This window comes from Bacteroides sp. CAG:633, from assembly GCF_000435115.1.
GTDB lineage: Bacteria > Bacteroidota > Bacteroidia > Bacteroidales > Bacteroidaceae > Bacteroides > Bacteroides ndongoniae.
The window spans coordinates 1-20,346 of sequence record NZ_FR883048.1 but is presented as its reverse complement, the minus strand read 5'-3'; the positions used below and the strand labels follow the sequence as shown (position 1 = coordinate 20,346).

Annotated in this window: 13 protein-coding genes, 1 tRNA gene and 1 riboswitch; of the genes, 9 read left to right on the top strand and 5 right to left on the bottom strand. The window is 49.3% G+C overall.

The window, feature by feature from the left end:
- From QVP67_RS06440 to QVP67_RS06430, 3 genes are all read right to left on the bottom strand, one after another.
- On the bottom strand, positions 1-262 hold a 262-nt coding region (locus tag QVP67_RS06440; RefSeq protein WP_288179971.1), incomplete at its 3' end, for a hypothetical protein.
- 492 nt (positions 263-754) lie between these two features.
- Positions 755-2,521, bottom strand: coding sequence for a hypothetical protein (locus QVP67_RS06435; protein WP_022162749.1), 1,767 nt, complete (start codon positions 2,519-2,521; stop codon positions 755-757).
- Positions 2,522-2,532: 11 nt separating this feature from the next.
- Complete coding sequence (locus QVP67_RS06430) at positions 2,533-2,727, bottom strand: hypothetical protein (protein ID WP_022162748.1); 195 nt, start codon at positions 2,725-2,727, stop codon at positions 2,533-2,535.
- Between the two features lie 471 nt (positions 2,728-3,198).
- Between QVP67_RS06430 and QVP67_RS06425 the strand changes: the two genes are divergently transcribed.
- Both QVP67_RS06425 and QVP67_RS06420 read left to right on the top strand, forming a co-directional pair.
- Entirely contained in the window at positions 3,199-4,245 is a 1,047-nt protein-coding gene (locus tag QVP67_RS06425) for a sensor histidine kinase (RefSeq protein ID WP_288179970.1), read from the top strand.
- 502 nt (positions 4,246-4,747) lie between these two features.
- Positions 4,748-5,437 (top strand): response regulator transcription factor, encoded by a 690-nt coding sequence (locus QVP67_RS06420; protein ID WP_022162745.1) that lies wholly within the window; start codon positions 4,748-4,750, stop codon positions 5,435-5,437.
- Positions 5,438-5,531: 94 nt separating this feature from the next.
- On the opposite strand, the gene QVP67_RS06415 is transcribed toward QVP67_RS06420, so the two are convergent.
- A tRNA-Arg gene (locus QVP67_RS06415) sits at positions 5,532-5,603 on the bottom strand.
- A gap of 170 nt (positions 5,604-5,773) precedes the next feature.
- On the opposite strand from QVP67_RS06415, the gene QVP67_RS06410 reads away from it, so the two are divergent.
- From QVP67_RS06410 to QVP67_RS06380, 7 genes are all read left to right on the top strand, one after another.
- Positions 5,774-7,621: a 2-oxoacid:acceptor oxidoreductase subunit alpha gene (locus QVP67_RS06410; protein WP_022162744.1), complete on the top strand. Its 1,848-nt coding sequence runs from the start codon at positions 5,774-5,776 to the stop codon at positions 7,619-7,621.
- 19 nt (positions 7,622-7,640) lie between these two features.
- Complete coding sequence (locus tag QVP67_RS06405; RefSeq protein WP_022162743.1) at positions 7,641-8,645, top strand: 2-oxoacid:ferredoxin oxidoreductase subunit beta; 1,005 nt, start codon at positions 7,641-7,643, stop codon at positions 8,643-8,645.
- Positions 8,646-8,922: 277 nt separating this feature from the next.
- A riboswitch (cobalamin riboswitch) is annotated at positions 8,923-9,128 on the top strand.
- A 91-nt stretch (positions 9,129-9,219) separates the two neighbouring features.
- Positions 9,220-11,199: a TonB-dependent receptor gene (locus QVP67_RS06400; RefSeq protein WP_288179972.1), complete on the top strand. Its 1,980-nt coding sequence runs from the start codon at positions 9,220-9,222 to the stop codon at positions 11,197-11,199.
- 30 nt (positions 11,200-11,229) lie between these two features.
- Positions 11,230-12,393: a YncE family protein gene (locus QVP67_RS06395; protein ID WP_022162741.1), complete on the top strand. Its 1,164-nt coding sequence runs from the start codon at positions 11,230-11,232 to the stop codon at positions 12,391-12,393.
- Between the two features lie 38 nt (positions 12,394-12,431).
- Entirely contained in the window at positions 12,432-13,751 is a 1,320-nt protein-coding gene (locus tag QVP67_RS06390) for a PKD domain-containing protein (RefSeq protein ID WP_022162740.1), read from the top strand.
- A 372-nt stretch (positions 13,752-14,123) separates the two neighbouring features.
- The gene (locus QVP67_RS06385; RefSeq protein ID WP_022162739.1) at positions 14,124-17,558 is read left to right on the top strand and encodes a SusC/RagA family TonB-linked outer membrane protein; all 3,435 of its coding nucleotides are present in this window, start codon (positions 14,124-14,126) and stop codon (positions 17,556-17,558) included.
- A gap of 72 nt (positions 17,559-17,630) precedes the next feature.
- Entirely contained in the window at positions 17,631-19,304 is a 1,674-nt protein-coding gene (locus tag QVP67_RS06380; protein ID WP_022162738.1) for a SusD/RagB family nutrient-binding outer membrane lipoprotein, read from the top strand.
- 210 nt (positions 19,305-19,514) lie between these two features.
- Here the strand turns inward: QVP67_RS06380 and upp are convergent, their stop codons facing one another.
- A complete protein-coding gene (gene upp, locus QVP67_RS06375; protein WP_022162737.1) occupies positions 19,515-20,174 on the bottom strand; it encodes a uracil phosphoribosyltransferase in 660 nt (219 codons plus the stop codon).
- Positions 20,175-20,346: the final 172 nt, after the last annotated feature.

Genomic DNA, 20,346 nt, shown 5'->3' with positions numbered 1-20,346 from the left:
CGACGGCGACAGGCTGCTTCGGCAGCTCAGGTTTGTTCGGTGTAGGTTCAAGCCTTGCCGTGCGTTCTCTCCAGCGCACTTCCCCATTCCGGCCGTTCAGCAGAAAGACAAGTTCTGTTCCGGCGGGCAGCGTGGAGCAGAAGTGTTGCAGGTATTCCAATACGTGTTCGTACGATTGTGTTCGACGGCGGGAGGGGGCGGAACGGTGTACGCCCGTCAGCAGGTTCCGGACGCGGCTGATCAGATTTTTTGCTGTTTTCATTGTCTATTTTGTGTTTTTATGTGTTTGTATGCAGGCAAAGATACGACAAATATCCGGCTAGCCAAACCGTTTCGGCCAAACGCGTTCAACAAATCGTTTTCAACTTCACGTTTCAACGCAAACCAATGATGGACAGACTGTTACGTTGAAAGGTGAAAGATGGGCACCACAGAAGACACAGAGTTTCACAGCGTTTTTTATGGAGAGAAGGCGGAGGATAGAGGGGGACGCGCTCGCAGGGAGCAACACTTGCATGGCTCCTGTGGAATGCTTGCACGGCGCCGTGGAAAAAACTCGTCGCTGGCAGTGCATTTCTGGGACACAAGTGTGGCTCGCGAGCCGTGCAAGTGTTTCACAACAGACATTTCTGCCTTTCTCCGTCCGACCAGATATTCATAGAGGTTAATGATTCAATCGTAAAATCCCTACAGTCCCATATCGTCAAAACAACGTACCTTTATCCGTTTGACATCCAGGATTTCAGCCAATTTTTCATTTCCGTTCCGGCAATTTCAGATAAAAACGGGCATTGTTTTTACATACATAATACGGAAAAACATTTCCTTCCTTGTCTTTGCCTAAACTGATAGCAAGCATTTCATCTCCTTCCTCCAGCTTTATATTGAAACTTTTTTCCATCTTACCATTGTAGTCCAATAAACGATACTCGTACTGATCATTCTCTTTTTTGACCGCCGACTTCCCATTTCGTATCAGGCAATGTATTCCTTGCTTGTCGAGCTTTATCATCTCTATATACTGATGGAATATAGCTATAAAGGGTTCGAAATAACTGTCTGTATATCGCAAGGGAGCTGCTATTGCTAAAACCGAATCGGGAATATCCACATGAAACAAATCAAATTCCTGCTGACGACCTTCCCCAAACTTATCGGTCAGCCACAATTTCCCTGAACAACCGTCACTGTATGCCAACAAGTCTTGATAGGTAGCGGCGATGGGTAGCGTAAAATAGTAACCGGTCATACTTTTACGGAAAACGTCCGGTAATCGTCCAAAGCGTTTGGTTCGTTTGCCGCTTGTCCTGTCGAAAATGGCCAGGAATGGTGAATTGTCATAAAACTCCCGCATGAAGATATCTTGTTCTTTATCGTTTTTACACTCTTCGCCGGTGCTACAGGTTGGAAATCCTTTCCTGCATCCAAACATAACGAGCGTTTTACTTACAGGCATAATACGGCTGGCATGTGTGTACATGTATAGTGGAGACGCTTCATGTTCGAAGTCGAAAGCAGACATTTGACAGGTGTCGGAACCGGCATCTGCATAGAGCAACACAGCCTTGTTGTAATAAGCGATAGTCGTGTCGTTCTCCATAGACAGGTCGGGCAAAGAGAAAGAGGCTATGGCTTGTTTGCCCGAAGGGTTAAGAGCACAACAATTGGCCATGATAAACACCTGCCCCTGCCTCTCCATTTCTTCATACTGTTTCCGGGGTATGTTCACAAATGCTGTTTTCTGAACTTCAGTCGGAATGATCTTCCTACTCAGGCGAGCCGTATCCTTATCGACACTGAACAGTAGTACCGAAGAAGACAGTTCATCGGAATAGATGAACGAGTTTCCATACCAATCAGGCAATTCCGTAATGCTGGATACATTGAAACTATTGTCCGTTTCTATCAACACGGAAGCATAAGTACCGTTAGCCAGTCGCTGTGCCGGTTCAGATTCAACTTCTTCAACTCCTCCGGAGGCAATCTCGGCATAAGGACAATACGATGTATTGTTGCAAAACTGAGACAAAAAGCCCTCACTCATGTTGGGTGTATCGCCTCCACACATCAATCGGCCCTGTTCGGCATCAATCTGCAACATATAAGTCACAGCAAGCCGACCGGTGCGGTAGTGGAATATTTTTTCATGCATACCTTCAGTGTCTATAATGACATTAGGAGCTTTAAACTTCTTTTCGATGTATTGTTTGGCCAAAATGGAGTCGTGGTAGGCTGCTATAATCACAAGTTCGGCCTGAGGTTTTATTTTCGGAAGATTTTCCAACACATAAGGTATGTCCACTTCGCATCGCGGACAGGCTTGAGGCGCAAAAAGGATAGCAAAGACCTCTCCTTTTTTTCCGTAAGGTTTTATAAATTCTTTCAGCAGATTGTTTGTACCTGCTTTTTGAGCTATTCCATGATGGTTTGCATACATTTCAGCCAGATAGTCTCTTTTCTGTCCGAAGAATGATAAAGACGAAAACAGCAAAAACAGGGATGTAAAAAATAACTTGTTCATTGCAGATAGGATTAGGGATATGAATAAAAAATACCTGCTACAATTACAGTTGCAATCAGCAACAATAGTAATTGTACCTTTGCAGCACCATATTTACGACGCTTAAGCGCAATAATCAGTTTGGCTATCATTAAAAAATAGCATACCAGAATTACAGTCCATTCAAAAAACAACCGATATGAATTATCTATTTCCAACGACATCATAAAGAATTCTATTTTTCATTGATTCTGACGTTGCAAAGTAAATGTTTTCTACTGAGGTAGTTGATAATAATTGGATAATCATTTTATAATAAATTCAAGGCAATTTGATTATCTTTGCGCACTAGCTTGATTATAATTATGAAGAAGTATTATTATATCACCCTTGCCGCTCTATTCGCAATATGCTTGTTGCAAGCGTTTTATGTAATAAGCTTATACAATCGTTATATGGATGAAAATATAATACGAATAGAGGAGCGGCTGCAAATTGCCATTGATAAGGAGTGGCATATACGAGATGTGAAATCTAAAGGAAGAGTTCCTATGAAAGGGCAGTACCTTTTGGTAAAGTCCATGGAAGAAATGACTCCACAGGAGATAGATAGTTTGACCCGCCTACACCCTTTACCTCGGAAACAGCCGATATATAATGTAGATGATGCCAGAAAGAGGGGGGTCGCGAATACAGCAATGGAACTTATTTCCCAAATGCAACAAGACGAACTATTTGAAAAAGGGTATCCTGTACAACTTCCGGTTTTGGATAGTATTTTTGCAGAAGCCAATCAGAAACAGTTCAACTATTCTTTTTCCTTATATAATAAAGATAAAGAAAGAATAGACTCCATCGGGCGGTGCAAGCATCCAAACTATACCTCCGAACTCCTGCCCATCGGAAACAAAGGCTTACAATACCTACAGCTAAAAGCGAACATCCCTTTACTGCCTTTTATCGGGCAGCAAATCTGGCCACTTATTCTGTCGTTGATATTAATGGTGTTCGTAGTAGGTTGTGTAGCTTATCACCTCCTCGTCATCCGCCGCAAAGACACATTGCTGCAACAGCGTGAAGACACCATTAACGGCACCATACACGACCTGAAAGCTCCGCTGAACAGCGTAGTAACCACCTTGAGTTGGCTGGAATCTACCGAAGCCAATGCGGCGAAAAAGAAAGCGGTGGAAATCAGCCGGGCGGAAGTGAGACACTTGGTGTGCAACATCGAATCGCTCCTGGTCACCGTACGCAAGGACAGGAAGCGGCTGATACTGAAAAAGGAGGAAACGGACATCCCACATCTGGCAGAAATAGTGAAAAACAGCATGGATGCCCTCTACCGCACTAAGCCGCACACCATCGAGATAGAAAACCGACTACCGGAGAACATGAAGGTCGTGGCCGACGGCATGTATATAGAAAACGTCATCCGAAACTTGGTGGAGAATGCCCTGAAGTACTCGGACGACGGAGTGAACGTAAAAGTAACGGTGCAGACAGCGGACGGCAGGCTGCAAGTAGCGGTGCTGGACGACGGATGGGGCATCGCACCGCAGTATCAGAAAAAGCTGTTCCGCCAGTTCTATCAGGTGCCCCGCGGTGCGGACCGAATCCGCAAAGGATACGGCATCGGCCTGGCACAGTCGAAATACATCATCGACGCGCACAAAGGAAAGCTTTCCGTAAAGAGCGCCGAAGGAAAAGGCAGCGAGTTTTCGTTTACCATACCGGTGAAATAACCTCGACTTTCATCCTCAATATCCGCATCTAAAGAAAACCATCTTCCACCCAGCTTTCACTTCATCGAAATCAGATAAAATAAATACCAACTACAATTACAGTTGCAATCAGCAACAATAACAATTGTATCTTTACAGCATCATACTCACGATGCTTAAGCGCGATAACCAATTTGCCTATTATAAAAGAATAGCATACCAAAACTACAGCCCATTCAAAAAACAACTGATACGAATTACCCATTTCCAATGACATAATAAAGAAAAAAATAATTATCACAAGCATTCATCATCTTTGATTTACGATATATCAATGACTGAATGCTATCGTTTTTCTGTCATACATTTATAATCTTATTTTCATTGATTCTGATACTGCAAAGTAAATACTCTTTTATAAAATAGCCTATAACAAATAGATAATCATTTTATAATTTTCCTATCTTTGTTCATTATCTGTATGATAACTATGAAGAAGTATTAAAACTTATCCTACCCATCTATGAGCAAAATCAAAGTATTGTTTGTAGACGATGACCTCGCTTTGGGCAGCATCGTTACTCTGGCATTAGAAGATGCGGGATACGAAGTACACTACCAGACTTCGCTGGCAGGCATCCGAACCGTAACGGCGGAAATGCAGCCGGACATCGTAGTGCTGGACGTGGAGATAGGCATGAAAAACGGCATCGACGCCATCCCCGAACTGAAACAGATAGCGCCGGAAGTGCCTGTGCTGGTGGTATCGTCGCACGTGGAAAGCGACAACGTAGTAAAAGCCCTGGAGGTAGGAGCCCTTACCTACCTGAAGAAACCCTTCGAAATGACCGAACTGCTGGCCTACATACAGCGTTTTGCCCACCCCTACCGTCCGAAAGGAACCGAAATAGGCATGTTCCGCCTCAAAGCAGACGAAAACCTGCTGCTGAAAGGCGACGAAAAAGTAAGGAAGCTGAGCCTGCTCGAAAGCAAACTGCTGAAGATGCTGGCACAGAATCCCAACCGGGTGATCACCCGCGAAGAGATAGCACAGGAACTGTGGGGTGAATACACAACGGAGAGCAGCGAACAAAGCCTGAACAACTACATTGCCCGAATCAGGAAATATCTGGCCGACGACCGCCGGATAGAACTGGTCACCATCCCCCGGATAGGCTACAAGTTGATAACGGATGGAGAGCAGCAGGAATAGGCCAGCAGCACTACAAAAATTCCCCAGTTAGGAAATAATTTTTTCCCAACTGGGGAATAATTTTTTCCTAACTGGGGAAAAATCATAGCCCAAGTAGTCTCGCCGGGAATCGAACCCGGATCTAAAGTTTAGGAAACTTCTATTCTATCCGTTGAACTACAAGACCTTTTGCATAGATTCTGCATATAGCGGAAAAATGTAGGCGCAAAGATAATGCTTTCCGCCGATTTTTCGAAAAAAGTTTTGTTAATCCGATTAACTTTGCGAAATTTGCGTTCCTGCAAATTCAAAAAAGGGACTTTTTTTAGTACTAACAGATTAAGTAAATCGTAAGTTATGGCAAACGACATGATGGTCAAAGAACTGGAGCAAGTGGTAGTCCGCTTCTCCGGAGACTCCGGCGACGGTATGCAGCTCGCCGGCAACATCTTTTCTACAGTTTCGGCTACGGTGGGAAACGACATCAGCACTTTCCCCGACTATCCGGCAGACATCCGAGCCCCGCAAGGTTCGCTGACCGGCGTATCCGGATTCCAGGTGCATATCGGAGCGGACAAAGTCTATACCCCTGGAGATAAATGCGACGTACTGGTAGCCATGAACGCCGCCGCACTGAAAACCCAATACAAGTTTGCTAAACCGACTGCCTGTATCATTATTGATACCGATGCTTTCCAGAAGTCCGACCTGGAAAAAGCTGCCTTCAAGACCGATAACCCGATCGAAGAAATGGGCATCAAGCAAGATGTCATCGCCGCCCCCATCTCGAAGATGGTAAAAGACTGCCTGGCCGACACCGGCATGGACAACAAGTCGATACTGAAATGCCGCAACATGTTCGCCGTGGGCCTCGTATGCTGGCTCTTCAACCGCGACTTGAAGATTGCCGAGGACTTCATCCGCGAGAAATTCGCCAAAAAGCCCGAAGTGGCCGAAGCCAACATCAAAGTCATTCATGCAGGATACGACTACGGACACAACACCCATGCTTCCGTAGCCCATACATATAAGATTGAAAGTAAAGCCGCCGTTCCGGGCAGATACATGGACATCACCGGAAACAAGGCTACAGCTTACGGATTCATTGCCGCTGCCGAAAAGGCCGGTCTGAAGCTGTTCCTCGGCTCCTACCCCATTACTCCCGCAACCGACGTGCTACACGAACTGTCCAAGCACAAATCACTGGGCGTGATGACCGTACAGTGCGAGGACGAGATTTCGGGATGCGCCACTGCCATCGGAGCTTCGTTTGCCGGTGCACTGGCCGTTACCTCTACCTCGGGTCCCGGTGTCTGCCTGAAGTCGGAAGCCATGAACCTGGCTGTCATCACCGAGCTGCCGCTCGTAGTGCTCGACGTACAGCGTGGTGGTCCGTCTACAGGTCTGCCCACCAAGTCGGAACAGACCGACCTGCTGCAGGCTCTCTTCGGACGCAACGGCGAAAGTCCCATGCCGGTTATTGCCGCTACATCGCCGACCAACTGCTTCGACGCTGCCTACATGGCCAGCAAGATAGCCCTCGAACACATGACGCCCGTCGTGTTGCTGACCGACGGATATGTAGCCAACGGCTCCGGCGCCTGGAAGCTGCCCAAGCTGGCCGAATATCCCGCCATCAATCCGCCCTACGCACCCGCCGAGATGAAAGACAACTATACTCCCTACCGCCGCAACCCCGAAACGGGCGTACGCTACTGGGCTATCCCCGGACAGGAAGGTTACATGCACATTCTGGGCGGACTGGAGAAGGACAGCAACACGGGAGCCATCTCGACCGATCCCGAAAACCACAACCTGATGTGCCATCTGCGTGCTGAAAAGGTTGCCAAAATACCCGTACCCGACGTGGAAGTACAAGGCTGCGCTGAAGATGCCGACCTGCTGATCGTGGGCTTCGGAGGTACTTACGGCCACCTTTACTCGGCCATGGAAGAACTGATAAAGAACGGAAAGAAAGTGGCACTGGCCCACTTCAGCTATCTGAACCCGCTGCCCAAGAATACGGAAGCCGTGCTGAAACGCTACAAGAAAGTTGTAGTGGCCGAACAGAACTTGGGACAGTTTGCCGCCTACCTGCGCATGAAGATAGACAACTTCACTCCGTACCAGTACAACGAAGTAAAAGGACAGCCGTTCGTTGTAGCCGAGCTGGTAGAAGCCTTCACTAACATCTTAAACCAATAATCACAGAGGAGAAAATATCATGGACCAATATACAGCAAAAGACTTTAAGAAAGGACAACCCCGCTGGTGTCCGGGTTGCGGTGACCACTTCTTCCTGGCTTCACTGCACAAAGCAATGGCAGAAATAGGCGTAGCTCCGTGGGAAACTGCGGTTATCTCCGGAATCGGTTGCTCCAGCCGCTTACCTTATTATATGAATACATACGCCATGCAGACCATTCACGGACGTGCGGCCGCCATCTCTACAGGAGCCAAGGTTGCCAATCCTCGTCTGACGGTATGGCAGATCTCGGGCGACGGTGACGGACTGGCCATCGGTGGAAACCACTTTATCCACGCCGTACGCCGCAACATCGACCTGAACATGATTCTGCTGAACAACCGCATCTATGGTCTGACCAAAGGACAGTACTCGCCTACCTCGCCCCGTGGCTTCGTCAGCAAGTCGTCGCCCTACGGCACTGTAGAAGATCCTTTCCATCCGGCCGAACTGTGCTTCGGCGCACGCGGACGCTTCTTTGCCCGCGCCGTGGCCACCGATGCTGCCGGTACGGTAGAGATTCTGAAAGCAGCTTACAACCATAAAGGTGCTGCCGTTTGCGAGATTCTGCAGAACTGCGTCATCTTCAACAACGGTACGCACGACGCTGTAGCCAAGAAGGAAGACCGCGCCAAGAACGCCATCTACCTGGAGCATGGCAAACCTATGCTGTTCGGTGAAAACAACGAATACGGACTGATGCAGGAAGGCTTCGGTCTGAAGGTAGTGAAGCTGGGCGAAAACGGCATCACGGAGAAAGACATCCTGGTGCACGACGCACACTGCATGGACAACACCCTGCAGCTGAAGCTGGCGCTGATGGAAGGTCCCGACTTTCCTATCGCACTCGGCGTGATCCGCGACGTGGAAGCTCCTACCTACGAAGAAGCCGTACACCAGCAGATCGAAGAGGTTTCGGCCAAGAAGAAGTATCACAACTTCGAAGAATTGCTGCTGACTAACGATACATGGGAAGTGAAGTAAGCCTATTGGCTTCTTCGCCCTCGTTACAACTATAACAGACGTGTCGGGATTCGGCACAGATGAGACTAGTTTCTCCGGATAAGGGGTTGCACAATCACCCCGATCTCTCTTATTTATCCGTTGCAAATGGTAAATCTGTGATGAATCCCGACACTTTTTTCTTTTTCCTTCATCTTCGCCTCTCCACTCACCTTTCACTATCTTTAGATAAGAAAGGATGCGGCTCGCCAATACAAAAATAAGCGAGCTTCTTTTTTGTATTGCTCTCACCTTTCACTATCTTTGCCCCCGAATTGGTTCCGTCTTGTCCAACCGGACGAGCGGATTAAAAGGGAATCGGGTGAAAGTCCCGAACAGTCCCGCTGCTGTGAAGCTCCAGTTTCAACTTATCGGAAAAGACTTTTATGCCACTGATGTTACATACATTGGGAAGGTTCCGGTAAGGGAGTCAGTCAGAAGACCTGCCATCATTCATGTTTGGTCGACCTCCAGGGTTAGGGAGGCCAATACGAACAAGTAAAAACAACAATTCAGAAAACTAAAAGACATGGTCAGATGTACTTTTCGACCTGTCATGCTTGTCTGTGCCTTAATAGGAAGCACTATATCCCTATACGCACAAAGCAAGTTAGACAGTTTGCAGCGTTTGGACGAGGTCGTCATCACGGCACGTTCCATTCAAAAGGAAGTCATACCCGTACAGCAACTTCAGGGCGAACAGCTACAACGGCTCGCCTCGCACAGTGTGGCCGATGCATTGCGCTACTTTTCGGGTATACAGATCAAGGACTACGGCGGTGTAGGCGGCCTGAAGACCGTAAACATACGCAGCATGGGCACCAATCATGTCGGCGTATTCTACGACGGCATCGAACTGGGCAATGCACAGAACGGAACAGTGGACCTGGGACGCTTCTCGCTGGACAACATGGAGAGTGTCACCTTGTACAACGGGCAGAAAAGCGCCATCTTCCAACCAGCCAAGGACTTCGGATCGGCAGGTTCCATCTATTTGCAATCGCGGACACCGAAGTTCGATGACAACGAGACCCATCGGGTGAAAGCCACTTTCAAGACCGGCTCTTTCGGTACCGTCAATCCGGCCTTGCTTTGGGAGCAGAAAGTGAGTGAAAAAGTCAATATGTCGCTTAGCGGCGAATACATGTACACCACCGGTCGCTATAAATTCACCTACCGCGTGGAAGAAGGCTACGACACCACAGCTGTCCGGCGCAATGGCGACGTCAATGCTCTACGACTGGAGAACGGTTGGTTTGGCAAGCTACCGCAAGGGCAGTGGAAGGCCAAGGCCTACTTCTACCGCTCCGAACGGGGCTATCCAGGTGCCGTGGTGCGCAACAAGTTCTCGCACGAAGATCGTCAGTGGGATACCAACGTATTTGTACAAGGCTCGCTCCGCAAGGACTTCTCCGAACGCTACAGCCTGATGCTGAACGCCAAGTATGCCTACGACTACCTGCACTACCTGGCCGATCCGCGACAGGACGAGGCCCTGATGTACATCAACAACCACTACCGTCAACAGGAAGCCTACGTATCGCTGGCGCAGCGTTATACACTGCTGCCGTCGTGGGACGTCAGTCTGTCGGCCGACTATCAGTTCAACCTGTTGAATGCCGACCTGAAAGACTTTGTCTACCCGCGCCGCCATACAGTGCTGGCTGCTGCCGCTACTTCCTTGCACCTGGGACGGGTGAAGATGCAGGCCAGTATTCTGGCTACCTTCGTCCACGACAACGTGGCCTCGGACACAACCGCTGCTGCCAATAAGATGGAATGGACGCCCACAGCCATTGCCTCGTGGCAGCCTTTCAGGCAGCACGACCTGCACCTGCGTGCTTTCTACAAGCGCATCTTCCGCATGCCGACGCTGAACGACCTGTATTACACCTTTATAGGCAACATCAACCTGAAGCCGGAATATACCAACCAATATAATATAGGTATCACGTATGGAAAAGACTTCCGTCATACCTGGCTACGGCACATCGAAGCCCAGGCCGATGTTTACTACAACGAAGTAGAAAACAAGATTGTAGCGACTCCTACATCTAACTTCTTCCGCTGGACTATGGTCAACTTGGGAAAAGTGGAAATCAGAGGAATAGACGTCGCCCTACAGACCAACTGGCAACCGGCACAGGACCTGACACTGACCACGCGCATGAACTATACATATCAGAAAGCACAGGACTTTACCGATCCGTCGAAACTGTACTACGGCGGACAGATACCCTACATACCCTGGCACAGCGGTTCGGCAGCCGTCAACCTGAACTGGAAGCAGTGGGAAGCCAGCTACAGCTTCATCTACACCGGCGAACGCTATTCTTCGCAAGCCAACCTGCCGGTCAATTACCAATTACCGTGGTACACCAGCGACTTCTCCGTCTCGCGCAACCTGCCGCTGCGCACGGGCGACATGAAGCTGACACTGGAAGTCAACAACCTGCTGAACCAGCAATACGAAGTAGTGTCGTGCTATCCCATGCCAGGCATCAACTTCAAAGCCATCGTGCAATATACATTTTAAAGGAAAAGAAAACTAAATAATCATCTATGTATGGCAAATAATAAACAGATAAACATCCAGCTGATACTGGGTAGCCTCTGGCTGATACTGAGTCTGTCAGCCTGCCGCGGCGACATCCCCATGATGCACACGGAAGAAGAATGGATTACTCCTCCTTATACAGGAAGCCCCATCAAAGGCTTTTTTCTGCTGAACGAAGGCAACATGGGCAACAACAAAGCCAGCATCGACTTCTTCGACTACACTACCGGGAAGTACAACCGCAACATCTATCCCCAACGAAACCCCTCCATTGTCAAGGAACTGGGCGACGTGGGCAACGACATAGCCGTCTACGGCAGTAAGTTGTATGCCGTTATCAACTGTTCGCACTACGTGGAAGTGATGGACGTACATACGGCCGAACACATTGCCAGCATCGACGTGCTGAACTGTCGCAACATCGTGTTCAACGACGGAAAAGCCTATGTCAGTTCTTATGCCGGCCCCGTTCAGATCGATCCTGACGCCCGTCCCGGAAAGGTAGTCGAAATAGATACTGCCAGCCTGAGTATTACACGCGAAGTCATCGTCGGTTATCAACCCGAAGAAATGGTCATCACCGACGGAAAACTGTATGTGGCCAATTCGGGCGGCTACCGTTATCCCAACTACGACCGTACGGTATCCGTGGTCGACCTTCAGTCGTTTCAGGTCATCAAGTCCATCGACGTAGCCATCAATCTGCACCGTATGGAGCTGGACCGCTTCGGACGGATATACGTCAGCTCGCGCGGCGACTACTACGGAACGGGGTCGGACGTGTTTGTCATCGACAGCCATACCGACCAGGTCATCGGCAACTTGGGCATAGCAGCCAGCGAAATGCACCTGTGCGGCGACTCCATCTACATGACCAGCGTAGAGTGGAGCTACGTGACGGAAAGCAACAGTATCGGATACGCCATCTACGACGTGCTGTGGCAGAAGATCGTTTCGCACAACTTCATCACCGACGGCACGGACAAGGAAATAGAAATCCCCTACGGTGTAGCCGTAAATCCGGAAACAAAGGAAATTTTTGTGGCCGATGCCACCAATTACGTTACTCCGGGCTATCTGTACTGCTTTAGCCCCGACGGAAAAAAGAAATGGAAAGTGATGACCGGTGACATACCCGCCCACTTCGCCTTTACGACCGAGCCATTTGAATAAACAATAAACTCATATATTCACCTAAAAACAATTGTATTATGAAAAAAGAAGTATTGAGCAAATCCCTGTGGGGGATCGCTTTATCGACTGTCCTTTTATCAGGCAGCCTTATATCGTGCAGCGACGACAACTCGGAACCCTATGTGCTCCAGCAGGCAGACATTACCGTCAACGTTCCGGAATCTGGATTCAAAGCAGTTGTCGACCAATTGTTCAAGATTGAAGTGAACAGCGTGTCCGACGAAGGTGTTACCTACACCTGGACTTTGGACGGCGAGACACTGTCCAACAGCAAACAGCTGGAATACATTTTCCCCAGTGCAGGCGCATACGAACTGATACTGACTGCAACCCAAGGAACAAGCAGTTTCAGCTATACTTTCCAGGTAACCGTAGGTTTCGATGACTCTATCACAACTCCCGAAGGAGCCAAAGCTTATATTACAAAGGTAATCGACTTTATGCCTGCCGTAGGACAGTACACCAACGTTCTGCCCTCATACGAAGAAGGCGACACGCAGGAAAACATGAACCAGAAAGTGCTCGACGCCATCGGAAACGGCAACCGTAGCATGATTTCGCTTGGTGGATACGGTGGTTATGTAACGGTAGGTTTCGACCACACTATCGAAAACAAAGCCGGCCTGCGCGACTTCCGCGTACTTGGCAACGCTTTCTATTCGGCCGCCAATCCCAATCCGGATGCTCCCGTAGGCGGTAGCTGCGAACCGGGCATCATCATGGTGGCCTACGACAAGAACAAGAACGGCGTGCCCGATGATGACGAGTGGTACGAAATAGCCGGAAGTGCCCATAACAATCCTGAAGGCGAAGCCTGGTATCAGATGGCCATTAATGCCGGAAACGATGTCAACACTTATAAGGACTATCAGATAACCTACTACCGCCCCGAAAAGGAACCAACCACTGCCGAAGAAAAAGAACAGTACATCCGCTGGGAAGATAATCAAGGAAACTCTGGATATAAGGTGAAAAACAGTTTCCACAACCAACCTTACTTCCCGCAGTGGTTCGAAGGCGAAAAGCTGACTTTCAACGGCACATGTCTGCCACAGAACGGTATCGATGAAAGCGGTAAAGGTACTTACTTCGTACTCTACAAATTCGGTTACGGCTATGCCGACAACGAACAAAACACCAAAGACGATGCCTGCATCGATATTGACTGGGCTGTCAACTCCAAAGGACAAAAGGTCAACCTGCCGGGTGTAGACTTCATCAAGATATATTGCGGTGTGAACCAGGAAAACGGCTGGTTGGGCGAATGCTCTACAGAGGTATCGGGCGTAGAAGATCTCCACATTTTGGGAGAAGAAGTTGCCACACGGGAGGACTAACTCCACACGCAGCTCAAACCAAATGGAAGAACACTGAAATACCCAGGTAATAATTGTATCACAGAATTATTATCACAATAACACTTTTTCTTTGTAAGGTAATCTCAAGTCTGCCTGCAGCTTAATAAAGCCAGGCAGACTTTTTTTGTAGAAAACAGAACATCTATCTGTGGAAAAATTCTACACTCCACACTTTTCCACACCTTTCCTCATTAAAGATTTTCCATCCGGCAAGCCAGCAGCACACTATCATTCAGCGACTTACAGAAATTCCATACAGATCATAGCAAGACTGGCATATAAATTGCAATTTTATTCAAGATGAAGTTTTCCCACATCCAACTGAGAGAGCATTTTATAAAGCAATAAAATATGAAAAGTCTAACTAGAAAGAGACAAGTAAAAACTTGCCTGAAAAAGTATCCGGCTATTTTATGCGGACTTATCTTCCTGCTGACAGGAAACCTTTCCACATGGGCCTATGAGAGTAAGAACCAACCCGATTCTGTCTTCCTCGACACAACCGAAGATCTCGTCACCGACCAGCAGCCCAAAACTATAACTGGTATCGTGAAGGATATGAGTGGAGAGCCTCTGCCGGGAGCCAGTATCGTAGAAAAAGGCAATACAAGTAACGGCGTAATAGCCGACGTTGACGGACGCTTTACCCTGACCGTACCCGGAAACGCCACTCTTGTGGTAGCCTACATGGGCTATGCCACACGGGAAATCAAACTACGAAAAGGAGGAAAAACCAAACTCAACATCCTGCTGCGCGAAGACTCCCAACAACTGAGCGAAGTAGTAGTCACCGCACTTGGTATCAAGAAAGATACTAAGAAACTGGGTTACGCAGTCAGCACCATCAACGCCGACGAGATAGTAAAAGCTGGAGCAACCAACATCGCTTCGGCCATGTACGGCAAGGCACCGGGTATCCGCATCACACAGACGCAAGGCGGATCGGCCGGAGCCGTCTCCATCAACGTGCGCGGACTGACGTCTATCACCGGAAACAACCAACCTATCATCATCCTCGATGGTGTACCTATCCGTAACGGAGGAACTGGAAAGAGTACAGACTTCGCCGAATTCGGTAACGACGGCCGTATCCGTTCGAACGGTCTGGTCGACATCAATCCCGAAGACATTGAGAGCATCAGCATTCTGAAAGGCGCTTCAGCCACAGCCCTATACGGCTCGGAAGCAGCCAACGGCGCCGTAGTCATCACCAGCAAACGTGCTAAAACGGGAAAAGTAAGCGTAGACTTCACTGCACAAGTCATGGCCAACCTGCCCGCCTACCTACCCGAAGTGCAAAACCTGTACGGACCAGGAACCTACAACATCAACTACAGCGATTACGAAAAGCAGACCGGAGGATTCTATCAACGAACCTTCAACGGACAGACCTACAAAAGTCTGCGCAGCACCACACAGTCGTTCGGTCCACGATACGACGGTAGCGACGTGCTCTATTGGGATGGAATGGTGCGCCCTTACGTAGCACAGACAGATAATCCGTGGAACGAACTGTTCCGTACCGGATGGACGCAGAACTATACACTGGCTATCTCGCACGGAACGGAGACTGCCAGCAACCGCTTCTCGTATACCTACACCGACGAAATACCCAATGCATTGGTAGGCAGTTTCAAAAAACACAACTTCAAACTGACCGGTTCATACAAACTCTTCAAACCTCTGACATTGGAGTACTCCATCAACTACATCATCCAGAATGTCAAGAACCGTCCGCAAACCTCACTCAGCCTGTATGGAAGTTTCAGCAACGCTTTCTCGACATTCCTCGACATTCCCTACCTGAAAAGCACCTATGCCACCAGCTTAGGTTATAAAAATACATTTGCAGGTGGCGATGCTACACTGACTCCCGACGAAGCCTGGGCTTACGATCCCAGCTACCTGACAGGTGTACGCGACATGCTGTGGAACATGTACCACCAGACAAGTGAAGAAACCGAAAACCGACTGATGGGAATGATACGCCCCACATGGCAAATAACCAACTGGCTCAGCCTGCGTGCCCAAGTGGCAACCGACATCACCGATGCCAAGCAGACGTTGAAGAAAGAAACCGAACGACCTAATTCACTGTACGACCCCAGCGGCAGCTTCCAAGCTATCAACCGCCGCTACGACATCATATATGGCGACGTAATGCTGAACTTCAACTATAACATCGGCCGTTTCGACATCGCAGCTACTGCCGGATGGACAGGACGATACGAAAATATGCACAACATCAGCGTGGCAACCAACGGCGGACTTTCCACCGAAAACTGGTTCGACCTGAATGCCAGCCGCTATACAGCCAGCAGCAGCCTGCAACGCATGGAATTGCTGAAAACCGGTTATATGGGTACCCTCAGCCTGGGCTGGGACAATTACCTCTTTTTGGAACTGACCGGACGTCAGGAGCGCTCTTCTACACTGAAGGACCAAAGTTTCTTCTACCCTTCGGCCAACATGAGTTTCCTGTTCACCGATGCCTTCCGTATGCCGCGCTGGTGGAGCTACGGTAAGCTACGCCTCTCTTACGGCGTTGTGGGTAACGCTCCCGAAACCTATGCCGCCAACATTGTTTACGAGCAAGGCTCAGACAACGGCTTCACGTGGAACACCGTTCCTTCCTCATTAGGCAACTCGCACATCCGTCCCGAAAAAAAATACGAGTATGAGTTCGGATTCGAAAGCAAGTTCTTCAATAACCGTCTGGGATTCGACGTGTCCTACTACAATAACCGTGTAAAAGACCAGATACTGTCTACTCCTCAACCATCCAGTTCGGGTGCCAAATACATGCTGATGAACGTGGGCGAGGTAGCCAACCAGGGTTGGGATGTAGCCATCAATGCCACACCGATACTGACACGCGACTTCCGCTGGGATCTGACCGCTACCTACGGGGTGTATAAAAACAAAGTCGTACGGCTGGCCGACGGAGTACCCTACCTTGAAATCGTAAACTCCGGCGGAAGTGGTATCAAAATACAGGCCGTAGAAGGACAAGCCATGGGCGACATCTATGCACAAGTGCCGCAAATGAACGAAAAAGGCGAGTACCTTGTGTCAGATAACGGCCTCTACCTCAACCAGAGCGAACTGCAAAAAGTGGGCAACATCAATCCCGACGGTGTAGGTGGTCTGTTCAACTCGTTCTCGTATAAGAACTTCACCCTCGACATCAGCATTGACTACCGCATCGGAGGTGACGTTATCAATGAAATGAACCAATACGCCACCGGACTGGGTCTGACACCTGAGTCGCTGAAATACCGCGATACCGAACATGGAGGCCTTTCCTACTATTACCCGGGCGACAACAACTCAACAGCTATCCCCGTACAGGTAGCCCCAACCACCGCGGCAGGTCCCAACGGTGAGCACATCTACCACGACGGCCTCATCCTGCCGGGTATAGTAGCTTCGACAGGCGAGCAGAACACACGTATCATCCCTGCTGCCTACTATTACAACATGACCTACAACTGGGGTACCAACAGCGAACAGCTCACTTATATGCACTCCGTATTCGACAATTCGTACGTGAAGCTGCGCGAACTGGCACTGAGCTATCGGTTCCCACAGAAAGTGACTGCCAAACTGGGTATGTCGAGCCTGAGCCTGTCGGTGTTCGGACGAAACCTCTTCTACTTCTACAAAGCATTGAAGAACTATGATGCCGAGTCGTCGGTAGGAACGTCATGGGCAAATCAGGCTGTTGTCGGCAATTCGACGGCAGCTACCCGAAGCTTCGGATTCTCCGTCAGAGCCAGCTTCTGACCAATAACAACCACCTCGTACAATCAAGGTAAAAAGCGGACAACCGCAACAAAAAACATATAAAAAGGCATTATGAAAAAACTATCCATATCATTGGCTTTGGGTGTACTACTCACCCTCGGCGCCTGCTCGGAATATGATTTCGACAGTAAATACGAAGACCCTTCGAAAGTGACCACCGTCTCTATCAGCAACCTGATGGTAGGTGTTTTTCAAAGAGTGAAAGACTACGACCTCTACGAGTATAACCGTTTTTTCGGCTTCGACTCGCAGTTCGTAGGGAAATATGCACAGACTTTCGGCTATACTTACTCCAGCAGCATGTATACACCCGGTTATACTCCATTCATCGACAGCCAGTGGGACAACCTTTACTCGGCTCTGACCCAACTACGCAAACTCGAATCACTCTATAACGAAGAAAGCACCGGACAGCAGGAGCAGGACGAAGCCTTTCTGCTGGCAGCACGGCTACAAGTATACGATTTCTTTGCCGCTACTGTCGACGTCTTTGGCGACATGCCTTTCAGCAAGGCTTGTACCTTGCCACTGACCAATGACGTGCAACAGTCGTATGCTCCTTACGACAAAGCAGAAGACATCTACCGTACCATCCTGTCCGAACTGAAGGAGATGGCTCCACGCTTCCGCACCATCCCCGTTCCGCGTAACTTCAGTACACAGGACTTCATCAACTGGGGCGACATGGATAAGTGGGAGCGTTACGCCAACTCCCTGCGCCTACGTCTGGCCATGCGTGTAGCCTCGCAAGGCGAATTGGCAGAAGAAGGACGAGCCATCATCAAAGAGATACTGGAGAACCCGACCGAATACCCTCTCATCGAGGAACAGGCGAATAACGTATTCATCACTAACCAGAAGTCCGGACAGCTGAACTTCACTGCCGGTAGCGGACTGGGCGACTGGGTGACCAACCGTCTGGCATCGGGTCCCGTCATCGATCGAATGCTGAGCCACGGCAATTACAACATGGAGAGCAGCGATCCACTGACTGGTACTTATGTCGAGGGTACAGACGACCCGCGCATCCTGCTCTACTACAACCCTGTAAAAATAGTAAACCGCAATACTGGACAGACTGACGAACACCGCTACCTGGGTACGGATGTCAGTGTAAGCGACGAGCTGACCGAATACTACAACTCACAGGCCGAGGACGAACTGATAACAACCAACAAGGGTTTCTCGCAAATCACCCAAAACGGTTTCTTCTGGCAGAACGACAAGTTCGACATGCTCATCATGGCATCGCCCGAAATCCACTTCATCAAAGCAGAAGCATACGCCATGGGCTACGGAGTAGCACAGGACATGACCCGTGCCGAAGAAGAGTTTAAAACAGCCGTCAGCCAGTCCATCCGCCTGTGGTACTATTACGACTCCATCGGTATCGGCGAAAACACCCGCCGCTACGAGGCTCCGACCGACGAAGCCATAGCCACCTTTGCCGACGCCCGTTGGAAGAGCAGCGACTATACCGATAAACTGGATGCCATTATCACCCAGAAGTGGGTACACTTTGCCTTCCTCGTCAGCCGCGAAGCCTGGAGCGACCTGCGCCGCACGGGCTATCCGTCGGGACTCGTTTTCCCCGAAGTAGCCGGCACCATCCCCAACGTTCCCAATCGTTGGCGCTACCCGACCACCGAAGTGAATTACAATCCCTACTATAAGGACGTACAGGCTGAAGACACCTACTACACCAAACTGTTCTGGGCGAAATGAGCCACAAAACACACCGGTATGCGAACCACAGCCACCCAACCTAGGATTGTGCTGAAAAGTTTGCAACCTACAAAACGAGACTAACAATCTCTTAAAACCAAATGACGCGGACTGAACGGATATCATATAAAAGATAAATCCGTGCAATCCGCGTCATTCGTATCTATAGGAAGGAACAGATAACCTGTACCCACGTACTGCCCTTCTCTGTTACAGCTTCTCGCCGTAAGCCAAGTCACCGGCATCGCCCAGCCCCGGCACAATGTAGGAACGCTCGTTCAGTTCGGGATCAATGGCTGCGCACCACAACGCAACGTCATCGCTCGGAAATACCTGCTGTAAGTGTTCCACTCCCTGACGGCTGGCTATCACGCTGGCTATCAGCAACCGCTTGGGAGTCCCCTTCGACAGAAAAGCCTTCCAGGCCAGCTCCATACTCTCGCCAGTGGCCAGCATGGGATCGACCAGCAGCAGCGTCTTCCCTGTCAGGTTGGGCGAAGCGATGTATTCGATGTGCACATCAAGCTCACGACACTCCTTATCCTTATAATAACGGTACGCCGATACGAAGGCATTGCCGGCACGGTCGAACACGTTCAGAAAACCCTGATGCAAAGGCAGCCCGGCACGGAACACCGTAGCCACCACCAGCTCGTCGTCGGGTGTACTGACCTGAGCCACACCCAGCGGTGTCTGCACCTGTTTCACGGAGTAGGTCAACTCCTTACTCATTTCATAAGCCATCAGTTCGCCGATACGTTCGATGTTACGGCGAAAGCGCAAACGTTCTTTCTGTATATCCACATCGCGGATTTCGGCCACATACTGATTGATGACCGAATTGGTTTCTGCAAAATCTATAACTTTCATACGATTCTATTTTCGGCCTTCGAAGCCGTACAAACGGAAGAAGGCAATTCGATGCAAATATAAAACTTTCCTCCCGAAAACACCCGTCCGATGTGAAAATATGTTCATATACATAATATATACCAACCATGCCTGCATAGCACAACTGCCACGCTTGCATGGCTCGGCTAGA